Annotated in this window: 13 protein-coding genes and 1 pseudogene; 13 read left to right on the top strand and 1 reads right to left on the bottom strand. The window is 60.6% G+C overall.

The features are described from left to right. The first annotated feature begins 56 nt into the window (after positions 1 to 56). From KJQ12_RS05870 to KJQ12_RS19805, 4 genes and pseudogenes are all read left to right on the top strand, one after another. Positions 57 to 1,583, top strand: coding sequence for a helix-turn-helix domain-containing protein (locus KJQ12_RS05870; protein ID WP_213483866.1), 1,527 nt, complete (start codon positions 57 to 59; stop codon positions 1,581 to 1,583). Then, positions 1,580 to 3,331, top strand: a complete 1,752-nt coding sequence (locus KJQ12_RS05865) for a sensor histidine kinase (RefSeq protein WP_015256123.1) — start codon at positions 1,580 to 1,582, stop codon at positions 3,329 to 3,331. The genes KJQ12_RS05870 and KJQ12_RS05865 overlap by 4 nt, the downstream gene beginning before the upstream one ends. An 86-nt stretch (positions 3,332 to 3,417) precedes the next feature. Further along, positions 3,418 to 4,191 carry a hypothetical protein gene (locus KJQ12_RS05860; RefSeq protein ID WP_041853964.1) on the top strand — a complete coding sequence of 258 codons (774 nt, stop codon included), beginning with the start codon at positions 3,418 to 3,420 and terminating at the stop codon, positions 4,189 to 4,191. A 265-nt stretch (positions 4,192 to 4,456) separates the two neighbouring features. Continuing rightward, positions 4,457 to 4,934, top strand: a pseudogene (locus KJQ12_RS19805) (group II intron maturase-specific domain-containing protein); the annotation flags it as partial. A 79-nt stretch (positions 4,935 to 5,013) separates the two neighbouring features. Here KJQ12_RS19805 and KJQ12_RS05850 read toward each other — a convergent pair. Next, positions 5,014 to 5,880, bottom strand: coding sequence for a YitT family protein (locus tag KJQ12_RS05850; RefSeq protein WP_213483865.1), 867 nt, complete (start codon positions 5,878 to 5,880; stop codon positions 5,014 to 5,016). 171 nt (positions 5,881 to 6,051) lie between these two features. Here KJQ12_RS05850 and KJQ12_RS05845 point away from each other — a divergent pair, with 171 nt between their 5' ends. The 9 genes from KJQ12_RS05845 to KJQ12_RS05805 all read left to right on the top strand — a co-directional run bounded on the left by KJQ12_RS05845 (position 6,052) and on the right by KJQ12_RS05805 (position 19,048). Beyond that, positions 6,052 to 6,441, top strand: coding sequence for a GntR family transcriptional regulator (locus tag KJQ12_RS05845; RefSeq protein WP_015256120.1), 390 nt, complete (start codon positions 6,052 to 6,054; stop codon positions 6,439 to 6,441). Between the two features lies 1 nt (position 6,442). Continuing rightward, positions 6,443 to 7,558 (top strand): DUF1648 domain-containing protein, encoded by a 1,116-nt coding sequence (locus KJQ12_RS05840; protein ID WP_213483864.1) that lies wholly within the window; start codon positions 6,443 to 6,445, stop codon positions 7,556 to 7,558. Between the two features lie 72 nt (positions 7,559 to 7,630). After that, the gene (locus tag KJQ12_RS05835; RefSeq protein ID WP_213483863.1) at positions 7,631 to 9,712 is read left to right on the top strand and encodes a serine hydrolase domain-containing protein; all 2,082 of its coding nucleotides are present in this window, start codon (positions 7,631 to 7,633) and stop codon (positions 9,710 to 9,712) included. 116 nt (positions 9,713 to 9,828) lie between these two features. Then, positions 9,829 to 11,562 (top strand): sensor histidine kinase, encoded by a 1,734-nt coding sequence (locus tag KJQ12_RS05830; RefSeq protein ID WP_213483862.1) that lies wholly within the window; start codon positions 9,829 to 9,831, stop codon positions 11,560 to 11,562. After that, a complete protein-coding gene (locus KJQ12_RS05825) occupies positions 11,559 to 12,941 on the top strand; it encodes a response regulator (RefSeq protein WP_213483861.1) in 1,383 nt (460 codons plus the stop codon). Before KJQ12_RS05830 ends, KJQ12_RS05825 begins: the two co-directional genes overlap by 4 nt. Positions 12,942 to 13,117: 176 nt before the next feature. Continuing rightward, the gene (locus KJQ12_RS05820; protein ID WP_015256115.1) at positions 13,118 to 14,812 is read left to right on the top strand and encodes an extracellular solute-binding protein; all 1,695 of its coding nucleotides are present in this window, start codon (positions 13,118 to 13,120) and stop codon (positions 14,810 to 14,812) included. Between the two features lie 69 nt (positions 14,813 to 14,881). Then, a complete protein-coding gene (locus tag KJQ12_RS05815) occupies positions 14,882 to 15,772 on the top strand; it encodes an ABC transporter permease (RefSeq protein ID WP_015256114.1) in 891 nt (296 codons plus the stop codon). An 18-nt stretch (positions 15,773 to 15,790) separates the two neighbouring features. Continuing rightward, a complete protein-coding gene (locus KJQ12_RS05810) occupies positions 15,791 to 16,675 on the top strand; it encodes a carbohydrate ABC transporter permease (RefSeq protein ID WP_015256113.1) in 885 nt (294 codons plus the stop codon). A gap of 15 nt (positions 16,676 to 16,690) precedes the next feature. Next, positions 16,691 to 19,048 carry a glycoside hydrolase family 31 protein gene (locus KJQ12_RS05805; RefSeq protein ID WP_213483860.1) on the top strand — a complete coding sequence of 786 codons (2,358 nt, stop codon included), beginning with the start codon at positions 16,691 to 16,693 and terminating at the stop codon, positions 19,046 to 19,048. The last annotated feature ends 39 nt before the right edge of the window (positions 19,049 to 19,087 follow it).

Raw genomic sequence — 19,087 nt, 5'->3', positions numbered from 1 at the left:
GGATGCTTCATGTATAATCGAAGGCACAGAATGCCATGGATGCGGGAGTGATGCGGATGCGGCCGATGCGCGTTCTCATTGTGGATGACGAGCGGATCACGCTGGATCATGTGCAGACGCTCATCCCCTGGGAGTCGCACGGGTATGAGATCGCCGGGACGGCGACGAACGGGAAGCGCGCGCTCGCCATGTGCCTCGAGCTCAGGCCGCACATTGCCATCGTCGACATCCGCATGCCGATCATGGACGGGCTGGAGCTGATCCGGGCCGCGGCGGAGCGGAACGCGGGGATCCGGTTCATTGTCATGAGTGCCCATGCGGATTTCGAATATGCGCGGCAGGCGCTGACGCTCGGATGCGTGTCGGGCTATCTGGTGAAGTACGAACTGGACGAGGCGCGGCTGCTGGAAGAGCTGGCGAAAGCGCGGGCGGCCTGGGAAGCGGACGAGGCGAGGCGGGCCGCCGAGCGGTCCGAGCGCCTGCGGGAGGCCGTGCTGGGCAGACGGTTCCCGGACGCGCCGGGATCGGTCTACGGGGTGGTGCTGCTGCAGGCGGACCGGCCATTCGCCAGCGTGCCGCATGTCCCCGAACCGTCCGGACCGGGGGGAGGGCTTGCACTTCCCGAAGCGGAAATTCCGCAGGCCGTCTCCGGCTGGGAACGGATCGGCGCGTTCACGGCGGGTACGGGCCGGCTGGCCGTGCTGTTCAGCGGTCCGCGCGGTCTGTCGCGGGAATCGCTCCGCACGGCGGCCGCCGCCGTGCGGACGCGCGCGGCCGGACGCCTCGGCTCCGGCGTCTCCTGCTTCCATGCCGCAAGCAGCGGCGGAGGGGCCGCTCTCCGGGATGCGCTCGGCAAGGCCATCGAGGCGGCCCGGCACGCGGTGTTCTGCGGCTGTCAGGCGGTCGTGGACGCGGATGCCGTGCCGGTGCCGTATCCGGCGCGGCGGGCGGGCTCATGCGCGGGCGGCGTCCGGCTCGATGAGCTGGCGCATGGCCTGAACAGCCGTCATCCCGAGCTGATTGAAAGCGCTGTCATAAGCTTGTTCGAACGCCTGAAGACGCCGGAATGGGATTTGCCGGGCTTGTACGAGACGGTCCACATCCTGACGCGCCTGTACAACGAGCGCCGGACCGCCGCCGGCCTGCCGGAGGAAGATCCGCTTGCCGCGCACGCCGTGGGGCCGGCCTTCCGCATCGAAGATATCGCGCGCGCCTTCGCCGCGGCGTTCGCGCAGACGGCCGGCAGCGGGGAGAACCGGCTGTCCGGCAAGCTGCGCAAGGCGATCGGGCATATCCGCGCCCACTATGCGGAAGATCTGCGCATCGAGGATACCGCCCGCGCTGTCGGCATCAGCGCCTCGTATCTGCATCACCTGTTCAAGCGCGAACTTGGCCGGACGTATCTTGATGTGCTCACGGAAATTCGCATTGAGCAGGCGAAGCGCATCCTGCGAGAAGAAGACGCGAAGATGGCGGATATCAGCGGGCGCGTCGGCTATCGCTCGCCGCAGCACTTCAGCCGAATGTTCAAGCGCGTGACCGGCCTGCTGCCCCATCAGTTTCGGGAGGAGTGCCTGCCGTGAAGCGTCTGCGGTCGGTCATTCTGCAGCGGATCGTCCTGACGGCGTGCGTCAATTTTGTCATTTCGGGCATGTTCACGTACTTCTTCTTCGAATACATTCTGAAGGATCAGATGATCCAGGAAGATCGGGCGCAACTCGCCCAGACGGCGCGCCAGCTGGAGTACATGTCGGATGATATCGCCAACTTCGCGTTCACGCTGATCATTTCGGAACCGGTGCAGTCTTTTTTCAAAACGTACAACGACTTGCCGATCTACGATCAGTTCGCGTTGTTCGACCGCACGATGGATCATCTGGACAGCTACCGCGGCTTGCGAAAGGAGGTTGCAAGTTTCGCGCTCGTGCTGCCGGACGGCCAGACGTTCTGGAGCGAGGCGGGGTATGACGACTATTTTGCCGGGAAATTGCAGGAACCGTGGTATGCCAACTTCGTTCGCTCCGGCGCGCAGTTCGCGTTGACCGTGCCGCACCGGATGCTGCTGACGGCGAGTGCTTACGAGGAGAGCGAGATGATCAGCTTCATCGTGGCGGTGCGCGACATTGCGCAGCCGAACCGGGAGATCGGCAAGTTCATCGTCAACCTTGATTACAGCCATTTTCGGGAACTGCTCGATTACGGCAGCGAAGGGTTCGAAGGCCTCGTCTGGCTGAACGACGCCGGCGATGTGCTGTATGCGCGCGGCGAAATCGGAGCGGCCGCCGGCATCTTCGCGGACACTTCCGATGCCGGAGAGCGGTTCGAGCGGGATGGCGCGGTCGTGCTGGTCGACAAGTTCGAGAAGCAGAACTGGAAGCTGGCCGCCGTCATCGACAAGGGCGCGCTGCTGATTCGGGGACGGGTGGTCATCTACCTGCTCGTCGTGTTCTCGCTGGTCAGCATGGCGCTGAACCTGCTGCTCATGATGCCGGCCATTCTCCGCATGTCCAGGCCGATTCTCAGGCTGTACCAGGCGATGAATACCGTCTCCAGCGGCAATCTGCTAGTCTCCGTCGACATCCGCACGGGAGACGAGCTGGAGCGGCTCGGGCAGGGGTTCAACCGGATGGTCCGCGAGCTGCGCGTCCATCTGGAGGAATCGATCCGCCACGAGCAGGAGAAAAGGGAGCTGGAACTCCATCTGCTGCTGTCCCAGTTGAACCCGCATTTCGTCTACAACACGCTGAATGCGGTGATCTATATGGCGCGCAGAGGGAGAAATGACGACATCGTGCAGATGGTCGGCTCCTTCATCCGCCTGCTGCAGGATGCCGCCCGCACGGGCAGCGAGCACGCGCTCGTGACGCTGCGCGAAGAAATTGCGCTGCTCAAGGACTATGTCGCGATTCAGGCGTACCGCTATACGGACCTGTTCGAGGTCGAGTGGCAGCTCGACGAGCGGGCGATGGACGGCCTGGTGCCCCGGCACCTGCTCCAGCCGCTGGTCGAGAACGCGATCTTCCACGGCATCTGTCCGGACGAGGACGGGCATGGCACGATCCGCATTTCGGCGGTTTGCGCGGACGATCATACGCTGGTCATCCGCGTGGAGGACGACGGCGTCGGCATCGAGGCGGAGCGGCTCGCCGAAGTGCTGGAGCGGCCGCCGGCGCGAAGCGGGAGCGGGATGCGGCATATCGGGCTCGCGAATACGCGCCAGCGGCTGCGGCATCTGTACGGCGGGCGGGCGGAGCTGCGCATCGACAGTGTGCCGGGGCAGGGCACGGCGGTGATCGTGGAGCTGCCGCTGCAGGCGGAGCGTTCGGCATGAAGGTGAAGCCGGCGCTGCAGGTGACCGCAGGGCCGGAAGGCGGCGCTTGCGATTCCGGGACCGGCGCGCGATAATGGAGCAAGGTAATGACAACGGACGAGAAGGAGGACGGCATGGAACCGTTCGAACGCAGCAGGCTGCTGCTCAAGCTGATGCTGGTGCTGGCCCGGGACCGGCGCGCGATGCAGGGGCGGATACAGACCACGGGGTTTGTGAGAGAATATGGAGAGCTGCCGCCGGATCTGGGCGTGGCGACGCTGGGCAGGCTCAACAATGGCGAGATCGCCGCGCTGGCGGACAGCGTCGGCATTCGGCCCGCGCCGGCCGGCGCGAAGTGCGACATCTTCATGAACGGAATGGGATACCGAATCGAATCGCTGGCGGCGCATCCACCGGTGATCGTGCAGGATGTGGAGCCGGACGGGCTGGCGGAAGCATGCCGATGGGCCGGCATCCCGGCGGACCGGCTGGAAGAGCGGCTTGAAGCTTGCCGGCGGCTGCAGGAACAGCGGGTCCGGCAAGCCGCGCGAGAGCGGCATGATCCGGGGGCTGGACCGGCGGCCGAAACGGCGGATGCGGGCGAATTCCGGATCGCGGATCCGGCGTCGCCGCTGAAGGATGATCGGGAGTGGCTTGCGCCGCTCGTCGAGTATTTCTGGTTCACCGGGTCGGAGCACGGCAAGTCGCATTTTCCTGCGGATTACTTGCTGGATTATGACGATCCGCTCAACATGAACACATGGCGGACGTTCGACAAGCGCCATGCGCTCGAGGCGGTGTGGGAGCGCCTGGCAATCCGCGTCGCGGCGGCCGGGCGGGATGGCGCGGTGCGGGAGACCGTGCGGATTCGCATCGTCTGACCGGCAATCAAGTGCAAAAATGCACCACATTTCGCTCGTCAAATGCCGGAAGGCTTGATAGGGTGCAGATTTGCACCACATTTCACCGAATGCCCGCAAAATGATCCGGATAGAGTGCAAAAATGCACCACGTCGGAATCGTGCCTTCATACGGTCCATGCCCGCAGCAGAAAAGGCTTCGTTCCCATCGGGAGCGAAGCCTTTGCCGCAGTACGCCCGGCATAGGCGTCATCTCTACGGTGAAAGTCCGGAATGGGGGCTGGCAAGCGCGGTGGATCGGCCGTGGAAGAGGAGGTTCCTTGGATTCAGCTTTCTTCCCGATCGGGAAGCGACCATCCGGTTGGCTCCGAAGACGGTCGAGCGCTTCAAGAGTCGCATCAGAGAGCTGACCTCCGGAACCCGGCCCGTCTCCATGGATCAACGAATTCGGGAATTGAACCAGTACATGGTGGGCTGGATTGGACACTTCCGACTGGCTTCGGCGAAAACGCACTGCACGACGTTCGACCAATGGATTCGCCGACGGCTGCGCATGTGTCTGTGGAAGCAATGGAAACGGGTACGGACACGTCAACGTGTAACTCCGGGCGTTGAGTGTGCCGGAATACTTCGTCCATATCATGGCTAATTCTCGCCGTGGCCCATGGGAAATGTCCCGCAACCTAAACAATGCCCTTGACACCCGCTATTGGCGGTCGCAAGGGCTTGTCAGTCTGCTTGATCGCTATATGGCGTTTCGTTAACCTTTCGGAACCGCCGTATGCGGACCTGCATGTACGGTGGTGTGAGAGATCGGGGGCTAGCCGCCCCCTCCTACTCGATTTAATGCGCCGCCTTCTTTCTGAAGTTGCTGCCGGAGACGTCCGCGACGTTCTCGATTGCAATGACGGCCTTCGGATCGAGCTCGTGTACAGTTTCGCGCAGATCGCTGAGTTCGATCCGGCTGACGATGATGTAGATGATCTTCTTCGGTTCGCCCGTGAACGCCCCTTCGCCGTATATGTACGTCATGCCCCGGCCCAATTTCTTCGTCAAGGCCTGCGCGATCGGCTCCGGATTGTCCGAGATGATATTGACCGACTTCAATTCCTCGAGACCTTCGACGACGATGTCGATCATCTTGAAGGCGATGAAATAGGTGATGATGGAGTACATGGCCGTCTCCAGACTGAACACGAGCATCGCCGCCAGCAGGAAAATGAACACGTTGATGATCATGATGAACTGGCCGACGGAGACGGGTTTCTTCCTGCTGACCAGAATGGCGACAATTTCGGTGCCGTCCAGCGCGCCGCCGGTGCGGATGACGAGGCCCACGCCGGCGCCCAGAATGACCGCGCCGACGATGGTGGCCAGGAACATGTCGTCCGTGATCGGTTCAAAATGGTGCAGGTAAGCGGTGGTCGCCGAAAGAATGGCGACGCCGAACAGGGTATGGAACGTAAAGCGCAGCCCCATCTTGCGGAAGCCGATGTAAAGGAACGGAAGATTGAGTACCACGATAAAAATGCTCATCGGCAGACCGGACATTTTGGCCGCGATGATCGACAGGCCGATGACGCCGCCGTCCAGAATATCGTTCGGAACGAGAAACAGTTCGAGTCCGATCCCCGCGATGACGGCCCCGACGGCGATCATCAGAAGTTGCTGCGCCTCGTGCAGCAGCCGTTTCTTCTTCGCAACACCCATAAAAAATCAGCCCCATTGTAGTCTCGCCCGCGAACAAGCCCGAGCGTCAGCGGACATTCAAAATTATACACATAGAAAACGGCACATTCAAAACAGAAGAATTGCTTTACTTCTTATGAGACAACTGTTATATTACAAATAGAACAGTCATACAGAACGGAGGTGCCGGGCATGCTGATTCAAATTGATTATCAGTCGGATGTTCCGATCTATGTGCAGCTCACGAACCAGATCATCGAGGGAATGGCGTCCGGAGAGCTCAAGCCGGGCGAGCCGCTGCCGTCGGTGCGGGCGCTGGCTGCGGATCTGGGCATCAACCTGCACACCGTGAACAAGGCATACACCCATCTGAAGCAGGAAGGATTCATCCAGGTGCACCGGCAGCGCGGCGCGCTCGTCCGACCGGACCCGATGCCGCCGGCCGACGAAGCCTTCCGCAGCAGGCTCGAATCGCAGATGCGCCCGATCGTTGCCGAAGCGGTCTGCCGCCGGATGGACGAAGCCGATTTCCTTGACATGTGCAGACGCATCTACAGACATTTCACGAAGGAGGAATCCTGACATGAACGGCATCGGATTCGCATTGCTTGCAATTGTAACGCTGCCGCTCGGCGTGATCATCACGTGCATGCCGTACCTGACGCGGCGAACGGAAAGTTTCGGCGTATCAATCGAGGAGAAATATTTCGACGACCCCGAGATCAGCGCCATGCGCCGGACCTACGCGACCGTGACGGGGGCGGTCAGCCTGCTGGTCGTCATCGCTTCTCTGATTGCCGCCGCGAGACTGGACGAGGAGCAGCTCGGCTGGCTGCTGCCGGCGGCGGTGGGGGTCATGCTGGCAGTGCATCTGGCGCTGTACCTGCGGTTTCATTTCCGCATGCGGGCGATGAAGAAGCAGCGCGGCCTGGTGTCCGCCGGGATGCAGCAGACGGTCGTCGACACCGAATTTTACCGGGAGAAACGCGCCTACTCCATGGCCTGGTTCATTCCCCATCTGCTCGTCGCGGCCGCCACGGCCTGGATATGCATCGCCTATTACGATGACTTCCCGGACCGGATCGTCATGCAGTACGGCATGGACGGCACGCCGACGAACGTCGTGGACAAAAGTCCGGGAATCGTGCTCTTCCCGGTGTGGATTCAGCTCTTGATGATCGCCATTTTCGCCGTCGTGAACTACAGCATCTCCGCGAGCAAACAGCAGATCGACGCCGCCAATCCGCGCAATTCGCTGCGGCGCAACCTGATTTTCCGGCGCAAATGGTCCGCGTTCACCCTGGTGACGGGATTTCTGCTCATCGTCCTGTTCGGCTCGATTCCGCTGCAGCAGCTTCTCGGGTTTGACTTCAGCGTCCAGCTGGCTTTCATCTTGTCGATTGTCATCATCACCCTGCTGTGGGCCGTCCGGCTCGGTTTCGTCACCGGGCAGGGCGGAAGCCGCATCCGGCTGCCGGAAGAGGCGCCCCCGGCCGCGGACGGCAAGGTGAACCGCGACGACGACAAATATTGGATCCTTGGACAATTCTACTTCAATCCCGACGACCCCGCGCTGTTCCTGGAGAAGAGGTTCGGCATCGGCTGGACGTTCAATTTTGCCCGCCCGCTCGCATGGATCATTTTCCTCGCGCCGATTCTGGTGGTCGTCTTGCTGGTCTATTTGGCGGAACGCGGATAGCACGGAAAACGTATGTAGCAGTGTTGGCAGTCCGAGCAATACATGAACCATTACATGGGAGGGGAAAACTTGATGAATTTGAGCAAATCCGCAACATTCACGCTGCCGCGCGCGCTGCGCATGCTGGCGCTGGCCGCCGCGTTCCTGATGGCCGTGCCGCTGCAGGCGTTCGCAGCGGAGCAGCCGGCGGGGGAGCCGCTGACGGCGGAGTCGGCGGCGGAGTTCCTGGAAGCGTTCTTCGCGTCCGAACAAGCGAAACCGTTCTATACGGGAGCCGCGGTCGTCATCGTGAAGGACGGCGAAGTGATCGCGCAGGAAGGCTTCGGATTCGCGGACGCGAAGAAGAAAGCCGTCGATCCGGCGAATACCCTGTTCCGGATGGCGTCCGTCTCGAAAACGTTCACGGCCGTCGCGGTCATGCAGCTCGTCGAGCAGGGGAAGATCGACCTTGATGAGGACATCCGCACCTATCTGCCGGGCCTCGAATTCGAGAACCCGTTCGACACGCCGGTGACGACGGCCCATCTGCTGACGCACCGCAGCGGTTTCGAAGTCCGAGATCCGCAGAGCGAAGATCTGCACGGGGACTTCGATCTGTACGTTTCGATTGAAGACTATGCGAAGCAGCACATGCCGCCGGTCGTCCGCGAGCCGGGCACGGCTTACATGTACGACAACTTCGCCTATCTGCTGCTCGGGCTGATCGTGGAGAACGTAAGCGGCGAACCGTTCGAAGATTACATGCAGAACCATGTGTTCGGGCCGCTCGGCATGGACAGCAGCGGATTCATTCTGAACCGGGAAAATCTTGAACGGCTGGCGACGGGATACACAGCGCCGGGCAGCGAACCGATCGAGCCGTATGTGTTCCGTCCGACCGTCATGCCCCACGGCGGCATGATAGCGACGGCGGAAGATATCGGCAAGTTCATGATCGCGTTCCTGAACGAAGGCGCGGCTCCGGACGGCGCCCGGGTGCTCTCCGCGGAATCCGTCGCCGCAATGAGCGAATACCGGAACGCCATCCATCCGCTGCTGCCGGATACGACCTACGGCTTCGAATCGGCCGCGCAGCTTCCGATGGCAGGCGCAAGCCGCGACGTGCTGACCAAGCTGGGCGATCTGCCGGGCAACAGCTCGATGCTGCTGCTTCTGCCGGAAGAAGAAACCGGCGTCTTCCTGACGTACAATCAGATGGGCGCGCTGCGCGATCTGTTCTATATGCAGTTCATGGCGTCGTTCTTCCCGTCGTACGGGGCGCCCGCCGATCTTGAGGCGTTCGGGCAGGATCCGGCCGTCCGGCTCGAGGATCTGGAAGGGCTGTATGCCGACCTGCGCCTGCCTTCCATCGTCTATGCGGTCGAGAAGGGCGAAGACGGCACGCTGACGCTGTCCGACGCGCTCATCGGAGAGCGCAGCCTGCGCCATGCGGGCGGCAACCTGTTCGTCGATGAGATGATGCAGCGCTTCGCCGCATTCCGGGTCGATGAAGACGGAACGGTCTATATGAAGGAGTCGGCGCTCAATCCGCTCGGCTATGCGCGCAAGGGAGAGACGCCCGTCGGGTATGAAGATGTGGCGGCGGATCATCCGTATGCGCCGTTCATACTCGGCATCCAGTCGCTCGGCTACTACCCGAACGAGGAAGGCCTGACGTTCGAGCCCGGGCGTCCGGTGACCCGGGCGGAGCTGGTCTGGCATCTGATGGCCGTGAGCGCGGTACGCGGCTCGACATCGGACACGTACGCGTTCACCGATATCGCGGGCCATCCGCTGGCGCCGTACATCCAGGCGGCGGCCGAGCTCGGCTTGGTGAGCGGAGGCAGCGACGGCCGTTTCGATCCCGACCGGCCGGCAACGCGCCAGGAAGCGGCGGTCATCGTCTGGAACGCCTACAAACTGCTGTTCCCGGAAACGATCTTCGCCGACGTTCCGGTGGAAGGGAATACCGCGGAATGGGCGCTGCCCGCGGTGCGCATGATGGTCGCACTGGGACTGCACGGTCCGGAAGTGGCGCCTTCGGCGAGCGGCGTTCCGGTCTTTGACGGCGCGGATCTGCTCAAGCGGCAGGAAGAAGCGGCGCTCCTGTACCGGCTGCTGCTGACGCCGGTTCAGCAGATCGCGGCCGGGCTGATGGAGCAGCCGGCGGCGTAAGGCGGAGAGCAGGCACCATGGCAGGCACAAAGAGTAAATAGAAAAATAAAAGACGTTGTACTATACTGGGCTGTAGCACGATATCCGCCGGCAAGGGGATCGATAGCATCAAAGCCATGGGGATTCGGTTCAGACCGGTCACGTTCAAGAAGCGGATCATTCTCATCTTTCTCGTCAGCATCCTGACGCCGTTCGTTTGCCTTGGCTTCCTTTCGTTCTACACCATCGACTCGATCATCGACAACAAGGTCGAGAGCACCATTCAGGGAAGGCTGAAACAGGACTTGCTGACGCTGGAGAACACGCTCAACAACTTGAACCACGTTTCGCAGCAGCTCGCGATCGGCGGCCGGATCCCGGCCTTGATCGAACGGCTGCACCAGACGGACCAGCCTTACGAGCGCGTCGAGCTGTTCAACGAGATCAAGAGCGAGCTGAACGTGATCACCTTCTCCAATCCGAACATCGGTCTGCTGCTGTTTTATTACCCGGATACGGGCGCAGTCCAGTTCGAAAATTTCCGGGTTCGGACTCCGTTTGCGCCGGAACGGCTGTCGATCATGGCCAGTTACCCGGAAATTACGTATTACGGGCCGCACCGGAGCTACAACGATTCCATCAACCAGTATGTGTTCAGCACGATGAGGCAAGTGAATGTGGCAGGCCGGAACGTTTACCTGTACATCGAGACGGGGCGCAACGCGCTGGAAACCCTGTTCGCGCCTCAGAACCGGAAATCCGATTCACGCCGGCTGCTCATTCTGGATAACGACGGCATGATCGCGTTCAGCGAAAACCGGGAGGTCTTTCCCGAATCCACCCGGTTTCCCGCGTACGACGCCGAGTCCTTGTCCGACTCCGGCTACTACGGGAACTTTTTCTGGAGCAAGGAGACGAGCAATCAGGGATGGAGCATCGTCTCCATTCTGCCCCAGAATGAACTGAACCTGGAGCGAAACCGCTGGCTGTGGCAATTTACGGGATTCACCGTAGTCGTGCTGCTGATCGCCGTATTTTTCGCGTGGCTGCTCCGGAAGATGGTGTACAAGCCGCTGGACAAGTTCAACAAGGAAATCAAATCCCTGATTCTGTCCCATGCGCCGGAGGAAACGGAACTGACGCGCATCCCGGAATTCGACTACACGCTCTACCAGATCCGGAGCATGAAGCGGAAGATCTGGAATTTGTACGAGGAAATCGAGCAGAAGGAGAGGCGGAGAGCCGATCTGGAAGTCGAAAAGCTGCTGTACCAGATCAACCCGCACTTTCTCATGAACACGCTCGATACCGTTCACTGGCTCGCGGTCATGAACGGGCAGAAAGAGATTGACCGCGTGGTGCTCTCCCTGAACAAGCTGCTGTACTACAATCTTGGCAAGAAGGGAGAGACGTCCACGATCGGCGACGAAATTCAGGCGTTGAAAGAATATTTGCAGCTGCAGCAAATCCGGTACGACTTCCGGTTCGATGTGGACATCGACGTGGATGAGCTGGCCTTGTCGCTGCCCAGTCCCCGTTTCATTCTGCAGCCGCTCGTTGAGAACGCTCTCTATCACGGCGTAAGCGACGACGGGTATATTTACGTCGGCATCCGGCTGCGGGACGACCGTCTGGAGATCGAAGTCCGGGACAATGGCGCGGGCATGTCCCGGGAGACGATCGATAAGCTGCTGCACGACGACGCGAACGAAAGCGAGAAGGTGGGCATGGGCATCGGCATGCGGTATGTCCGACGCATCCTCAAGGCACATTACGGCGACAAGGCGCGCCTGGAGATCGAAAGCGGGCATGACCGGGGAACGACGGTCATGCTCAGCCTGCCCGCATCCGGAGGCGATCTTGACGCATGATTCGCGTAATGGTGGTCGACGACGACAAGCTGGTTCGCAAAGGGCTGATCTCGGCCATGCCCTGGGAGCAATTCGGAATGACAGTGGTCGGGGAGGCCAACAACGGCGAGAACGCCCTGAAATTCATGGAAGAGAATCAGGTCGACCTGCTCGTGACGGACCTGGCCATGCCGGTCATGTCCGGCATCGAACTGATGCGGGAGGTGCGTCGGCGGTATCCGCACATCCAGATCGTCGTGTTGACGCTGCATCAGGATTTCGAGTATGTGCAGGAGGCGCTCAGGCTCGGCGCCCTCGATTACATCGCCAAGATCGAACTGGAGAGCGAGCAGTTCGAGGAAGTGCTCGGCAGAATCGCCGCGCTGCTCCGGCAGAAAACCGCCGCGGAGACGCCGCTGCCCAGACCGGACGAACTCGGGCAGGCGGACGAGGTGTACGCGCTGTACGCCTTGACGTCGCCGGTCGGCGGGACGGGAACGGACCATGCGGACTTCGCGGTGCCGGAACAGGCGGTCGAGGCGGAGGCCGGCGTGTGGGTCTGGGCGCGCGTGCCGCCGGATGAGCGCCTTCCCGGCCCGGACGGCGCACTCGTGTTGTTCCGCAACGTGAAGGGCATGGACCGGAAAGCGCTGCTGCGGCTCATTCGGGATTACCGGAGAACCGGACTGTTCTACGATTACGATCCGTCGCGTCCGCATTGGACCGTACGGCGCGATGCCGCGGCGCCGGAGGGCGACGGGGCGGGAACGGCGGAGGACATCGATCGCATCAGGGAGCGATGGGTTTCGTTCGAGTGGATCTATGACGACGGCCGTTTTGCCGCCATGACGGACGAACTGCGGCGAATCCGGCTCGCACCGGCAAGGCTGGCGCGCATGTTCTTTTCCCTGGCGGACGAATGGAACCGGCTTTACCGCCCCATCTTGCCCGAACTGATCGTCATCGACGATTTCTTCCCCAGCTGGTGCCACTTCGAGTCGTGGCTGAGCGGCACACGGGAGGCCATCCGGCAGACCAACGCCCGCCCGATGTACTCGCCCGAGATTCAACAGAGCATCGTGAAGGCGATGAATCTTGCCCACCAGATGCTGAACCAGCCGCTGACCGCGGGGGATATCGCCCAGATGGTCAACATGAGCAGCAGTTATTTCAGCCAGTGCTTCAAGAACATCGTCGGCCGGACCTACACGGACTACGTGCGCGCCATCCGGATGGAAAGGGCGAAGCGATATTTGGCCCATACGACGAAGACGGTACAGTGGATTGCCGAGCAGGTCGGCTACAGCGACGAAAAATATTTCAGCCGCCTGTTCCGGGAAGAGGTGGGCATGCTGCCGAGCGAATACCGACAAGCGGCCGCCGTCGACGGCTCCGAATAAAAAATATCGACCTTCAGGTAGGGATACGTTCGAAACGAGGGGTGACAATTTTCGAACGTATCCCTTTTTTTCGTGAGGAAACCGACCCGAAATCCCCATCGTTTTCTATCCCGGCGCGCGCCGTCTCCGTGCTATAGTCATATTGCCAAACGACCATTAACCTGAGGGGGAAGACCATGCGCAAAATTTGGCTGACCATCATGGCGGCGCTGCTTGTCGCCGGATTGTTAAGCGCTTGCGGAGGCAACAAGGCGGACGACAACAACGGCGCAGCCGCAACTTCGAACGGCGGCGTCAATTCGGGCGCCGAACAGGAAGTCATCGATCCGTTCGAAAAATATCCGGAACCGGTCGAGGTGTCGATCGGCCGGGCGATCGATCCGAACTACAAGTTCAACGGCAACGACACGGCGGAAGACAATGCTTATACGCGCTGGCTCAAGGACCGGTACAACATTGTCGTCAAACACGCCTGGGAAGCGTCGACCGCCGACTACAACCAGAAAGTGAGCCTGGCCATTTCCAGCAACGATCTGCCGGACGCGATGCTCGTGAACGAGTCGCAGCTCAAGCTGATGGTGAAGGCGGGTCAGCTCGCGGATTTGACGGAAGTCTACGAGAAATACGCTTCCGACGCCGTGAAACGGATATATGATTCGAACCCCGGCCTGCTCGAGAGCGTCACATTCGACGGCAAACTGTATGCGCTTCCGGAAACGACGCTGCCTTCGGCGCCGCTCACCTGGATCCGCAAGGACTGGCTCGACGCGCTGGGGCTTGAACCGCCGAAAACGCTGCAGGACATCGAGAATATTGCGAAGGCGTTCATTGACAACAAGATGGGCGGCGAAAACACGGTGGGCATCGTGGGCACCGGCCAGGGCGGATCGCTGTATGCGACGTTCCTGACTTCCACCGACCATTTCTTCAACTTCTCGCCGCTGTTCTTCGCCCACAACGCGTATCCGGGCATCTGGATCAAGGACAAGGACGGCAAGGCCGTGTACGGTTCGATCCAGCCGGAGACCAAAGAGGCGCTGGCCATGATGCGCGACTGGTACGCCAAAGGCATCCTGGACAAGGAAATCGGCATGCGCAAAAGCGGCCAGGAAGTCGTCATCGGCGGCAAAGCCGGCATTTTCTTCGGACCGTGGTGGTCGCCGTATTCGATTATCGACGGCATCAAGAACGATCCGAACGCGAACTGGCGTCCGTACATCGCGCCGCTCGATGCGGAAGGCAAATTCAACTCCAACCAGGCGACCGGAAGCACGTTCATCGTGGTGAAGAAAAATTACAAGCATCCCGAAGCCGTCATCAAGATGCTCAACATCCACTGGGGCGCCAAGGATCCCAGCTATGAAGAGGCGGTCAAGGGCAAGGAAATGACGTCGCAGGAAATTCCGCTGTTCATCATCGGCGGTGCCGGCGACCAGCTGGAATACGCCGTCAATTCGCTGCGGAAATATCTCGCGGGCGAGATGAGCATCGAAGATTACGATGCGGTCAACTACGGTTTCGCCACCGATCTGGCCAAGCACGCGAAGGACATCAAGAAAGAGCCGTACGACAACTATGACATCCAGTATTGGGACAAGGAAACGGACCAAGCCTTCTTCCCGCACGTGTACGCTCACCTGAACGGCGGTTCGACCTTCGTGGATGCCGATGTGAACTATGTGCGGAGCATCGCGACCTCCCAGACGAAGACGATGGAGATGAAATGGGCGAATCTGAAGAAGCTGGAAGACGAAACGTTCCTGAAGATCATACTGGGCACCGTGCCGCTCGACGAATTTGACGCGTTCGTCGCCAAATGGAAGGATCAGGGCGGCGATCAGATCACCAAGGAAGTCAACGAACTGCTATAACGAACCGCAAGGTCAAGACAGGCGGAGCCCGCCTGTCTTGATCTCCCTGCCGACAAGGAGATATGCGTCATGCTCAACAGAGCGTTCACCAAGCATTTCTGGCTGATGCTGATCCCGGGGCTCGTCTGGCTGTTTTTCATCAATGTGCTCCCCATGTACGGCATTCTCATGGCGTTCAAGGACTTCAACCCGGGCGCCGGCATCCTGAAGTCCCCCTGGGTCGGTCTTGAACATTTCGAGTACATGTTCGAGCTCGACGACAGCAGTCAAGTGTTCAAGAATACCGTAACGATCGCGTTTGCGAAAATGGTGGGCAACCTGGTGGTACCGCTCGTATTTGCCCTCATGCTGAACGAAGTGAAGAACCGGCTGTTCGGCAGAACGGTGCAGACCATCGTCTATCTGCCCCATTTTTTGTCCTGGGTCATTGTCGCCGGCATCCTGCTGGACATGTTCTCGCTGCACGGTCCCGTCAACCGGGTACTGGAAGCGCTCGGCGCCGAACCCGTCCATTTCTTCGCGCGCGCGGACCTGTTCCCGGCGCTGGTGGTGGGGAGCGACATTTGGAAGGAGTTCGGCTTCGCCGCAATCATTTTCTTCGCGGCGCTGACCTCGATCAATCCGGAGCTGTACGAAGCTGCCGCCATCGACGGCGCTTCCCAGTTCAAACGGCTGCTCAACATTACGCTGCCGAGCGTGCTGCCGGTTGCCGCGCTGGTCGGAACGCTCAGCCTGGGCAACATTTTGAACGCCGGCTTCGACCAGATTTTCAATCTGTACAATCCGGCTGTCTATTCGACAGGGGACATCATCGACACCTGGGTGTACCGGGCCGGTCTGATCAATATGCAGTACGGTCTGGCTACGGCGGTTGGGCTGCTGAAATCCGTTGCCGGACTTATTCTGATCTCCGTCTCGTACGGATTGGCCTACCGCTTCGCGAACTATCGAGTTTTCTGAGTGTGAGGATGTGAAGATGTGGTAGCCGAACAATCGATCGTGTCCAGACTGCTCAACGGCCTGAACGTGCTCTTGTTGATTGCGATCGCCGTTCTGTGCATCCTGCCCGTCTGGTACACGCTCGCGATCTCCTTGAGCGAGAAATCGTACGTGGCCGCCGGGCAGGTGTTTCTGTGGCCCAAAGGCTTCACGCTGAGTTCCTATGAGGCGATTGTCAGCGATCATCAGTTTTTCCGGTCTTTCTGGATTTCGGTCCAGCGCGTGCTGTACGCTTCCGCGCTCTCGTTCCTCGTGATCTTGCTGATGGCCTATCCGCTCTCCAAGAGCGCCAAGGAGTTCAGACCACGAAACTACGTGATGTGGCTGCTGATCTTCTGCATGCTGTTCAACGGCGGGCTGGTCCCCTGGTACATCACGATGCGGGATCTCGGGATGATCAACAGCATTTGGGGGCTGGTGCTCGGCGGCGGGCTTCCGATATTCAACATCATTCTCGTAATGAACTACTTCCGCAACTTGCCGAAAGAAATGGAAGAATCCGCGCTGATCGACGGAGCGGGACCGTGGCGCATCCTCTTCAGCGTGCTTCTGCCGTTGTCCATGCCGGTCATGGCGACGATTCTGGTGTTTACGATCGTGTACCATTGGAACGAATTTTTCCAGGCGCTCGTCCTGATGACGAAGAACGATCATTATCCGCTGCAGTCGTACATCCGCCAGGTTGCGGTCGCCTTCGATCCGACGGAGGTGGACGAAGAGACCGCCAAGCGGCTCACGATGTTGTCCGACCAGACGTTGAACGCGGCGAAGATCTTCATTTCCATGCTGCCGCTGCTGGTGATCTATCCGTTTCTGCAAAAATATTTCGTCAAGGGAATCACACTCGGTTCCGTGAAAGGTTAAGGAGGAAGCCAACTGATGTTGACCAGCGAGGCGATCACGCCCGACAGGCCGAGGGAGGATGCGGGCTCGGAATTTACGCGTTCGCTCGGACGAGCGCAGCAATGCAAGCGGGAAGCGCACGGCGTCACCATCATCGCGGAGCACGGCCTGCTCGCCGTCCGTCCGGCGCTGGAAGGCGTGATCCGGATCAAACTGTTCGCTGAAGCCGCGGCGGAGGACGAGCCGGACATGGGGACGACGGCCGCGGTCGTCGGCACGAAGACGTGCTTGCCGTTTGCGGTCAAGGAACGCGACGCGGCCTATGTAATCGAGACGGAGGGCGCAACGGTTGAAATCGCGAAGCGGGACTGCGCCATACGGTTCTTCGGCGGCGAAGGGCAGCTGCTGGCCTGCCAGTCCCCGATGGCCTGGAACGATTCGAAGGCGGTGAGCGCCCGATTCGCGTCAAGCGAACAGACGCATTATTACGGGCTGGGGGAGAAGACCGGGTTTCTCGACAAACGGGGAGAACGGTACGAAATGTGGAACTCCGACGTTTACGCTCCCCATGTGCCGGAGATCGAAGCGCTGTACCAGTCGATTCCGTACCTGCTCGTCCATGAGCCGCGAGGCGCGTACGGGATATTCCTCGACAATCCGGGCAGGTCGTGCTTCGACATGCGCGGCGAGCCCGACGCGTTCACGATCCGGACGGAAACCGGACCTTTCGATTACTATTGGATCGCCGGACCGCAGTTGAAGGATGTGGTGCGGCGGTACACTTCGCTGACGGGGCGAATGAAGCTGCCGCCAGTATGGGCGCTCGGGTACCACCAGTCGCGGTACAGCTACATGACGCAGGATGAAGTGCTGCGGCTTGCGCGTACGTTCCGCGAGAAGAAAATCCCGTGCGACGCCATCTATCTCGACATTCATTATATGGACGGCTATCGCGTCTTTACGTTTGATCCGGAGCGGTTTCCCGATCCGAAGGCGATGATCGCCGAATTGAAGGCGCTCGGCTTTCGGGTCGTGCCGATCGTCGATCCCGGCGTGAAGCTGGATCCGGGCTACCGCGTCTACGATGAAGGCGCGGCGGAAGGGATGTTCTGCCGGAAAACGGACGGCGAGCCGTTCGTCGGACCGGTATGGCCCGGCATGAGCGTCTTTCCCGATTTTACGGAGGACCGGGTGCAGGAATGGTGGGGCGGCCTGCACCGGTTTTACACGGACCTGGGCATCGAGGGCATCTGGAATGACATGAACGAGCCCGCGGTATTCAACGATACGAAGACGATGGATACGGACACGCTGCACGGCAACAACGGTTCCCCGGTCACGCATGGGGAGGTCCACAACCTGTACGGCCTCCTGATGTCGAAAGCGACCGCGGAGGGATTGGAACGGCTGCTGGAAGGCCGGCGTCCGTTCGTGCTGACGCGGGCCGGATACGCCGGCATTCAGCGGTACGCGGCCGTCTGGACAGGGGACAACCGCAGCTTCTGGGAGCATCTGGCCATGGCGATGCCGATGGTGCTGAACCTCGGGCTGTCGGGCGTTCCGTTCTCCGGACCGGATGTCGGCGGATTCGCCCACCATGCGAGCGGAGAGCTGTTGGCCCGATGGACGCAGGCGGGGGCGCTGTTCCCGTTTTTCCGCAATCACAGCGAGCTGTCCTCCTCCCGTCAGGAGCCCTGGAGCTTCGGACCGGAAATCGAGCGGATATGCCGCGAAGCGATCCGCCTGCGCTACCGGCTCATGCCGTATCTCTATTCGCTGTTCCGCGAAGCGGCGCACACCGGCCTGCCCGTCATGCGGCCGCTGGTGCTGGACTATCCGGACGATCCGTACGCGGCAAACCTGTGCGATCAGTTTCTGGTCGGCGAGCGGCTGCTGGCTGCGCCGATCTATCGGCCCGGCACGGAGCACCGCGTGGTCTATTTGCCCCGCGGCGTCTGGTACGACTATTGGACGGGGCAGAAGTGGGAAGGCGGCCGCCACATCCTGGCTCACGCGCCGCTGGACACGCTGCCGTTGTTCGTCAAGGAAGGCGCAATCATCCCATATGTCGAACCGGCAGAGTCAGCCGCGTCAATGGAATCCGACGTGCTGTACCTGGATATCCATTGTTCGGGCGCCGCGTACGGTGTCTTCGAGCTCTATGAGGATGACGGGCTGACCTTCGACTATGAGAACGGCCGATACAATCTGTACCGGCTGGCCGTGCAAGAGGCGGACAATACCGTGAAACTGGACATCGGGGTGCTGCATGCCGGATTCGAAAGCCGCCGCTCGGCATGGCGCCTGCGGCTCCTGCACCTTCCCTTCGTCCCCCGCATGCCGGAAGGATTCGACCGGGCGGAGACGGCGGAAGCGCCGTGTCAACTCATATAAAAATGTTACCGAAGGGCAATGGATCACTCACGTAATTTT

Source organism: Thermobacillus xylanilyticus (assembly GCF_907165215.1).
GTDB classification, from domain to species: Bacteria; Bacillota; Bacilli; order Paenibacillales; family Paenibacillaceae; genus Thermobacillus; species Thermobacillus xylanilyticus.
The sequence above is the reverse complement of the archived record's forward strand: the minus strand, read 5'-3'. Positions and strand labels throughout refer to the sequence as shown.

Bases quoted from the DNA above. Each gene is read 5' to 3' on its own strand.
- KJQ12_RS05815 (WP_015256114.1), top strand. From the start codon at position 14,882: ATGCTCAACAGAGCGTTCACCAAGCATTTCTGGCTGATGCTGATCCCG.
- KJQ12_RS05830 (WP_213483862.1), top strand. From the start codon at position 9,829: ATGGGGATTCGGTTCAGACCGGTCACGTTCAAGAAGCGGATCATTCTC.
- KJQ12_RS05835 (WP_213483863.1), top strand. From the start codon at position 7,631: ATGAATTTGAGCAAATCCGCAACATTCACGCTGCCGCGCGCGCTGCGC.
- KJQ12_RS05850 (WP_213483865.1), bottom strand. From the start codon at position 5,880: ATGGGTGTTGCGAAGAAGAAACGGCTGCTGCACGAGGCGCAGCAACTT.
- KJQ12_RS05820 (WP_015256115.1), top strand. From the start codon at position 13,118: ATGCGCAAAATTTGGCTGACCATCATGGCGGCGCTGCTTGTCGCCGGA.
- KJQ12_RS05825 (WP_213483861.1), top strand. From the start codon at position 11,559: ATGATTCGCGTAATGGTGGTCGACGACGACAAGCTGGTTCGCAAAGGG.
- KJQ12_RS05840 (WP_213483864.1), top strand. From the start codon at position 6,443: ATGAACGGCATCGGATTCGCATTGCTTGCAATTGTAACGCTGCCGCTC.
- KJQ12_RS05870 (WP_213483866.1), top strand. From the start codon at position 57: ATGCGGCCGATGCGCGTTCTCATTGTGGATGACGAGCGGATCACGCTG.
- KJQ12_RS05860 (WP_041853964.1), top strand. From the start codon at position 3,418: ATGACAACGGACGAGAAGGAGGACGGCATGGAACCGTTCGAACGCAGC.
- KJQ12_RS05845 (WP_015256120.1), top strand. From the start codon at position 6,052: ATGCTGATTCAAATTGATTATCAGTCGGATGTTCCGATCTATGTGCAG.
- KJQ12_RS05805 (WP_213483860.1), top strand. From the start codon at position 16,691: ATGTTGACCAGCGAGGCGATCACGCCCGACAGGCCGAGGGAGGATGCG.